The organism is Microbacterium sp. 22242 (genome assembly GCF_052045495.1).
Classification (GTDB): Bacteria; Actinomycetota; Actinomycetes; order Actinomycetales; family Microbacteriaceae; genus Microbacterium.
On record NZ_JBQEOZ010000014.1, the window covers coordinates 87,432 to 95,042 of the forward strand.

6 protein-coding genes and 1 pseudogene are annotated in these 7,611 nt (G+C 72.6%); 3 read left to right on the forward strand and 4 right to left on the reverse strand.

The window, feature by feature from the left end:
* On the reverse strand, window positions 1-208 hold a 208-nt coding region (locus tag ACTJJZ_RS14590; protein WP_440721910.1), incomplete at its 3' end, for a heavy-metal-associated domain-containing protein.
* Window positions 209-379: 171 nt separating this feature from the next.
* On the opposite strand from ACTJJZ_RS14590, the gene ACTJJZ_RS14595 reads away from it, so the two are divergent.
* On the forward strand, window positions 380-1,570 hold the full coding sequence (locus ACTJJZ_RS14595) for an MFS transporter (RefSeq protein WP_440721911.1): 1,191 nt from the start codon (window positions 380-382) through the stop codon (window positions 1,568-1,570).
* A gap of 19 nt (window positions 1,571-1,589) precedes the next feature.
* On the opposite strand, the gene ACTJJZ_RS14600 is transcribed toward ACTJJZ_RS14595, so the two are convergent.
* The 3 genes from ACTJJZ_RS14600 to ACTJJZ_RS14610 form a co-directional block, all read right to left on the reverse strand.
* Window positions 1,590-3,725, reverse strand: a complete 2,136-nt coding sequence (locus ACTJJZ_RS14600) for a heavy metal translocating P-type ATPase (protein ID WP_440721912.1) — start codon at window positions 3,723-3,725, stop codon at window positions 1,590-1,592.
* An 85-nt stretch (window positions 3,726-3,810) separates the two neighbouring features.
* A complete protein-coding gene (gene sufU, locus ACTJJZ_RS14605; protein ID WP_440721913.1) occupies window positions 3,811-4,278 on the reverse strand; it encodes a Fe-S cluster assembly sulfur transfer protein SufU in 468 nt (155 codons plus the stop codon).
* On the reverse strand, window positions 4,275-5,561 hold the full coding sequence (locus ACTJJZ_RS14610) for a SufS family cysteine desulfurase (RefSeq protein WP_440721914.1): 1,287 nt from the start codon (window positions 5,559-5,561) through the stop codon (window positions 4,275-4,277). The genes sufU and ACTJJZ_RS14610 overlap by 4 nt, the downstream gene beginning before the upstream one ends.
* Window positions 5,562-5,812: 251 nt before the next feature.
* On the opposite strand from ACTJJZ_RS14610, the gene ACTJJZ_RS14615 reads away from it, so the two are divergent.
* The gene (locus ACTJJZ_RS14615; RefSeq protein WP_440721915.1) at window positions 5,813-6,784 is read left to right on the forward strand and encodes a hypothetical protein; all 972 of its coding nucleotides are present in this window, start codon (window positions 5,813-5,815) and stop codon (window positions 6,782-6,784) included.
* A gap of 75 nt (window positions 6,785-6,859) precedes the next feature.
* Window positions 6,860-7,611, forward strand: a pseudogene (locus ACTJJZ_RS14620) (hypothetical protein); the annotation flags it as partial.

Below are 7,611 nucleotides of genomic sequence, written 5' to 3' on the forward strand. Positions count from 1 at the left end.
AGGCGCGGTTCGCCGCGTATCCGGCTTCGCCGACGGCCGCGAGCACGGCCGCGTCGTCGATCTCCGCCGCCGAGGTCACGACGAGCTTCCCCGTGGCCGCGCTGACGTCGATGTCCTGCACGCCGGCGATCGTGCCGACCTCCCGGCGCACCGACGCCTCGCAGTGGCCGCAGCTCATCCCGGTCACCCGGTATTCCGTGATGGTCATCCTGTCTCCTTCGTCCGATGCCCCGTCCTGGGGCCGATGTCTCTATCAACCATATACCCCCCTGGGGTATTCCCGGGCCCTGGGGGATCGAACCTTCCCTGCGACGACTACGCTGGCCCCGCGTCGCTGCTCCGGCGCACCGACGCCCGACAGCCGATCGAACGGATCCCGATGTCCGAGCAGACGACGCGCTCCCCCGCCCGCGCGGCGGTCGCGCCGCTCTACCTCGCCGGCTTCACCACCGCGTTCGGGGCGCACGGGATCGCCGCAGCGCTCGGTGCCGAATCCGAGGACATCGGGTTGAACCTGCTCGCCTTCGGCGTGATCCTCGCGCTGTACGACGTCGCCGAGGTGTTCCTGAAGCCGATCTTCGGCTCCCTGAGCGATCGCATCGGGGCCAAGCCGGTGATCCTCGGCGGCCTCGCGCTCTTCGCTCTCGCATCCGCGGCCGGGATCTTCACGGCGACGCCGCTCTGGCTGGGGGTCGCGCGGTTCGGACAGGGCGTCGCCGCCTCGGCGTTCTCCCCCGCCTCCTCGGCGGCGGTCGCCCGGCTCGCCCCGCCGGGGACCGCCGGGCGCCACTTCGGCCGTTACGGGTCGTGGAAGGGGCTCGGCTACGCGCTCGGCCCGCTCATCGGGGCGGGCCTGATCCTGCTCGACGGGTTCCGCGGCCTGTTCCTCGCCCTCACCCTGCTGGCCCTGGTCACCGCGGTCCTCGTCGCCGTGTTCGTGCCGGCCCTGCCGGTGCTGCCCCGACGGCGTTACACGCTCCGGGATCTGGTCGTGCAGACCGTCGAGCCCGGGTTCCTGATCCCGACCCTGGTGCTGGCCGCCGGCACCGGCGCGCTCGGCGTCTCGGTCGGCTTCCTCCCGCTGCTCGGCAGGACGCTCGGACTCGGCACGGCCGGCAGCATGGCCGCGGTCACGGTCCTCGCGCTCGCGTCCACCCTCACCCAGCCCGTCGCCGGCAGGCTCCGCGACGCCGGGCGGATCCGCACGCGCTCCGGCAGCACGGCAGGACTGCTCGGGATCGCCGTCGGGATCGCCGCCCTGGCGCTGTTCCCCTCGCCGATCGTCCTGTACGCCGCCGCGCTGCTCGTCGGGGTGGGGATCGGGATCGCCACGCCCCTGGCGTTCGCGCACCTCGCCGACTCCACGCCCCACGAGCGCATGGGGCGCACGATGGGCAACGCCGAACTGGGCCGTGAGCTGGGCGACGCCGGCGGTCCGCTGCTGGTCGGAGCCATCGCCGCAGCCGCCGCGCTCCCTCTCGGCCTCGGCGCGCTGGCCGTCGTCATCGCCGCGATCGCCGCCACCGGCGCCGTCGCACTCCGCGACACGACAGCACCCGGGTCGGAGTAGCTGCCGCTCCGCGGACGGGTCACCGATCCAGGATCGCCCGCGCGCTCGCCTCGGGGCGGAGGTCGAGTCCGCGCAGCAGCTGCGCGTTGAGCGCGACCACCATCGTGGACAGGGACATCAGGATCGCGCCGACCGACATCGGCAGCACGAACCCGATCGGCGCGAGCGCGCCGGCGGCGAGCGGCACCGAGATCAGGTTGTAGCCGGCCGCCCACCACAGGTCCTGGGTCATCTTGCGGTACGAGGCCCGGGACAGCTCGATGACCGACAGCACCGAACGCGGGTCGGAGCCGGCCAGGATGACCCCGGCCGAGGCGATCGCGACGTCGGTCCCTGCGCCGATCGCGATGCCGACGTCGGCCTGGGCGAGCGCGGGGGCGTCGTTGACGCCGTCGCCGACCATCGCGACCTTCTTGCCCTCGCGCTGCCGCGCGGCGACCTCGGCGGACTTGTCCTCCGGCCGCACCCCCGCGAAGACCCGGTCGATGCCCAGCTGGTCGCCGACCGCGTGCGCGACCGCCGGCGCGTCGCCGGTGATCATGACGACCTCGACGCCGATCCTGTGCAGCGCGTCGACGGCCTCCCGCGATTCCGGACGGACCTCGTCGGCGAGCTTCAACCCGCCGACCACCTTCCGGTCCGAGACGACGTGCAGGATGATCGCGCCCTCGCTCCGCCACCTCTCCGCCTCCTCGACCTCGGCCGCGCCCAGCTCGGCGAGCAGACGAGGGCCGCCGACCCGCACCTCGTGGCCGTCGACGGTCGCCCTGACGCCGACCGCCGGAGACGACGTGAAACCGGTGGCCGTGGCGACGGTGAGGTTCTTGTCCTTCGCGGCGCGCACGATGGCCCGGGCGAGGGGATGCTCGCTGTCCGCTTCCGCGGCTGCGGCGAGCGCGAGCAGCCGATCCGCGTCCAGGGCGTCGATCGCCTGCACGGCCGTCACGGTGGGCTCGCCCTTGGTGAGGGTGCCGGTCTTGTCGAAGACGACGACGTCCACGGTCCGCATGCTCTCCAGCGCGAGACGGTCCTTGACGAGCACACCGCCCTTCGCGGCGCGCTCGGTCGCGATCGACACGACGAGCGGGATCGCCAGCCCCAGCGCGTGCGGGCACGCGATGACCAGCACGGTGATGGCCCGCACGACCGCGTCGTCCGGCAGGCCCGCCAGCGCCCATACGACGGCGGTGATCCCCGCGGCGCCGAGCGCGAACCAGAACAGCTCCGCCGCGGCCCGATCCGCGATCCGCTGCGCGCGCGAACTCGAGTTCTGCGCCTCGGTCACCAGTCGCTGGATGCCGGCCAGCGCGGTGTCGTCTCCGGCAGCGGTGACCTCCACCCGAAGTCCCGAGTCGGTCGCGACCGTTCCGGCGGTGACGGCGTCGCCGACTCCGCGCGCGACCGGACGGGACTCTCCGGTGACCATCGACTCGTCCATGTCGGCGCGGCCGTCGACCACCGTCCCGTCCGCGGGGACGCTGCCGCCGGGCCGCACCAGCACGACGTCGCCGACCTGCAGCTCGGAGGGGGCGACCTTCACGGTGTGATCGCCCTCCACCCGCTCGGCCTCATCGGGCAGAAGGGCGGCGAGGGAGTCGAGAGCCGAGGTGGTCTGCGCGAGCGAGCGCATCTCGATCCAGTGCCCGAGCAGCATGATCACGATCAGCAGCGCCAGCTCCCACCAGAACTCGAGCTGGTGATCCAGCAGCCCGAGCGTCGCGCCCCAGGAGGCGAAGAAGGCCACCGTGATCGCCAGCCCGATCAGCAGCATCATCCCGGGGGTGCGCGCGTGCAGCTCCCCGATCGCGCCGGTCAGGAACGGCCATCCGCCCCACACGTACATGACGGTGCCGAGGACGGGCGCGACGAAGGCGGCCCAGCCCGGCACCGGGTAGCCGAGGATCATCGCGAACATCGGCGAGAGCCCGACGACCGGAACGGCGATGATCAGGTTGATCCAGAACAGCCGCCGGAACCGGGCCACGTGGTCGCCGTGACCGGCGTGGGTCCCGTGGCCGGCGTGGTCGCCGTGGTCCATGGCGGCGTGATGCGCGCCGTGGTCCGTGTGCGCGTGGTCCATCCCGGCGTGGCGCTCCTGCTCCGGAAGCACGGTCGCATCCCGGTGAGCGTCGTGGTGTGCGTGCGGATCGGTCATGGCGGTCGCCCCTTCGTCTCGGACGTCGGGTGCAACCTGATACCCCCGGGGGGTATTCCCTGTGCCTTCGAGGGAAATCGGATCCTCAGGCTCGGCGCAGGGCGTCCTCGAGGGCGACCCAGCCGAGCATCGCGCACTTCACCCGGGCGACGTAGCGGCTCACGCCGGTCAGGGCTGCAGCGTCGCCGTAGACGTCCTCGTCGAGTTCGACCGCACCGCGGGAGCGCAGCGCCTCCCGGAAGCCGTCGATCAGCTCCGCCGCCTCCGCGCGATCCTTCCCCACGATGAGCTCGGTGAGCATCGAGGCCGAGGCCTGCGAGATCGAGCAGCCGGATCCCTCCCAGCTCACCTCGGCGATCCGTTCGCCGTCGTCCGTCAGGCGGGCCCGCAGGGTGATCTCGTCTCCGCAGATCGGGTTGCGCTGGTGCGAGTCGGCCACATGGGAATCGGCCCCTGAGCCCGTCGACGGGTCCGCGCCGAGCAGGCCCTTGCCGTGCGGGCGCTTGGAGTGGTCCAGGATCAGCTCCTGGTACAGGTCGTCGAGGCCGCTCATGCCGCAGACCCCTGCACGCCGAAGAACGCACGCACGCCGGCGACCGCGTCGAGCAGACGGTCGACGTCGTCCTCGGTGTTGTAGAGGGCGGCGGAGGCGCGCACCGAGGCGGTCACGCCGAGGCGCGCGTGCACGGGCTCCGCGCAGTGATGCCCGACGCGCACGGCGACGCCGCGGGCGTCGAGGAGCTGGCCGACGTCGTGCGCGTGCACGCCGTCCACGACGAACGCCTGCAGCGCGACCCGCTCCGCGCCCTCGGCTGCTCCGAGCAGCCGCACCCCGTCGATCGCGGCGAGACCCTCGCGCATCCGCCGCTCGAGGGCGTTCTCGTGGGCATGCACCGCGGCCATGCCGAGACCGTCGAGGTAGCGGACGGCGGCCGCGAGCGCGATCGCCTGCGACACCGGCTGCGTGCCCGCCTCGAATCGCTGCGGCGGCGGCAGGAACTCGGTGCGCTCGAACGTGACGCGCGTGATCATGGAGCCGCCGGTGAGGAACGGCGGCAGCGACTCGAGCACCTCGCGACGGCCGTAGAGCCCGCCGACCCCGTAGGGCCCCTGCATCTTGTGGCCGGAGAAGACGGCGAGGTCGATGCCGAGCGAGGGCAGATCGAGCGGCAGATGCGGCGCGGTCTGGCAGGCGTCGAGCACGGTCAGCGCGCCGACCTCGTGCGCGAGCGCGACGATCTCGGCGACCGGGTTCACGATCCCGAGCACGTTCGACGCGTGCGTGAACGCGACGACGCGGGTGCGGGATCCGATCACCTCCGCGGCGTGGTCGAGGTCGAGGGATCCGTCGTCGCGGATCCGGATCACCCGGAGGTTCGCACCGGTGCGAGCAGCGAGCTCCTGCCAGGGGACGATGTTCGCGTGGTGCTCCGCCTCGGTCACCGCCAGCTCATCGCCCGGCTTCAGCGCGAAGCGGGCGCTGGCCGGCGCGCCGCGGCCGGCGGTCGCGTTGCCGAGCGCATATGCGACGAGGTTGAGTCCTTCTGTCGCGCCGTGGGTCCAGACCAGGTCGTCGGGATCGGCGCCGACGAACCCCGCGACGGCGGCCCTGGCGTCCTCGTAGAGCTCCGTCGCCTCGGCGGCGAGGGTGTGCGCGCCGCGGTGCACGGCCGCGTTCGAGCGCTCCAGGAAATCGCGCTCCGCCTCGAGCACGACGCGCGGCTTCTGGCTCGTCGCGGCCGAGTCGAGGTACGCGAGGGGGACCCCGTTCACCGACTCGGAGAGCAGGGGGAAGTCCGCGCGGACAGCGGCGACATCGAGGGCGGAGGAACTCACATGACCACGCTACGTCAGCGGGGGGCGGGGTGGATCCGAACCACGGCACCCGCGAGTGGCCGAGCCCGTCGAATGACGTGCCGGTGCCGCCGCGGAAACAATCCGCCGTCCGCTATAGACAGATTCCCAGCTGGGGCATACCTTGTGCGGTGAGGACGGTATATCGGGGGGTTGCCATGTCACGTCGATCGCGGAGGCTACGGGGTTTCATCCCTGCCGCGATCACCGGCGCGTGCGTCGCTCTCGGCTGGGTGGCTCTGTCGATCGCTCTGGGATCCGGATCCGCTCAGGCCGCCGAGACCCCGCCGCCTCCGCCCAGCCTGCTCGGCTCGCTGACGAGCACCGTCAGCAGTACGGTCCAGGCCGCGGAGAACGTACTCCCGAGCGCTCCAGCGGCCTCGAACCCGGTCGAGTCGGCACCGGCGCCCGCTCCCGTCACGCTCCCCTCGCTCGCGGCTCCCGTGGAGCAGGTGGTGCAGCCGGTGGCCGCCGCCGTGCAGACGGTCGCGCAGGTCGCCGACACCACGATCACCACCGTCAGCGCGACGACAGACTCCGTCGCGCCGGTGCTCGCGCCGGTGACCGCCGTGCTGGACGACGTTCCGGCGACCGTGAACACCGTGTCCTCGACCGTGAACACCGTGTCGTCCGCCTTGACGCCCGTGACCACGTCGGTCGACCGCACTCTCGGCGCCGTGACCGGCACCGTGGGCACCGCCACGGGGACGATCGACACGATCATCTCCACTGTGAAGGTTCCCTCCGTGCTGGTCCCGACCCCGGCGGATCCGCCGAGCAGTGCCACGTCGCCGACCACCGAGCCTTCCGTCCTGCCGATTCCCGTCGCGACGTCCGGCTCGACCACCGCGACCGCGGCCGCCGACCTCCGCGTGCCTGGGCTCTTCTCCGCCTGGCCCGTCGACGAAGGGTCGCTCTCCGCCGTCGTCCGCCACGGCAGCGACCCCGCCAGCACCCGCGCGACCGCTGTCAGCGGCGCCCCGGCCGCGCCCGCGCAGTCCCCGGGCGGGCTGCGGGCGTTCGACATGATGTCGGCACCGGGCAGCAGCTCCGCGACCGGCAGCGGCGGCGGACACGCCGGGCCCATCGGCGCCCTCTCCTCGTCTTCCGCAGGCGACCGCCTGCTCGCAGCACGTCACGGATCCGCCCTCGACGACCGCCTGCCGGTCTCGCCGGTCGCGGACCACGACTCCTCTCCCGACTGATCGGGTCACGACCGTCTTCAGGACGGCACGTGTCAACGCGCATTCGCGCACCCCCAGATCAGAAGGAAAGAGAACATGAATCGCATCGTCAAGCGTGCTCTCTGGGGCACGCTCATCGCGGGCGGGATCACTCTCGCCAGCGCGACGGCGGCGAATGCCGCAGAGGCGCCACCCAATGGCACCGACTGCGGCTGCAACGTCGTCAGCAGCACTCTCAACACCGTCACGAACCTCGTGGCCGGGGCCTGCGATCAGTCGCAGAACCCGGGCCAGGGAGGTGGAAGCACCGGCGGCATCCCGCAGGTGACGCAGGACGTGAGCAAGCTCGTCAACGACACGCTCGGCACCGCCGGCGGAGCAGTCCCGCCGGTCGGAGGCACCGACCCGGGCGTCCCGTCCGTCCCGCCCGTCAGCAACGTCACCAGCACTGTCAGCCAGGCCGTCGACGCGGTCACCGACGGAGCCGCGGACACTGTCAGCAACGTCACCGATGCGGCGACGAGCGGCGTGACCGACACCGTCAACGGCGTCACCCACGCCGCCGCCGACGGAGCATCTGACACGGTCAGCGGCGTCACCGATGCGGCGGGCAGCGGAGTCAGCACCACGGTCGACCGCGTGACCCACGCGGCAACCAGCGGCGCCGACGCCACGCTCGACGGAGTCACCGGAAGCCTTTCCGGTGTGCCGTCGGTTCCCGGTGGCCCGGGCCTTCCGGGCAACGGTGGGACCCCGGGCCTCCCGGGTGTGCCGTCCCTGCCGGGTGTGCCGTCCCTGCCGGGTCTGCCGTCGCTGCCGGGTCTGCCGAACGTCGGCGACACCGTCAA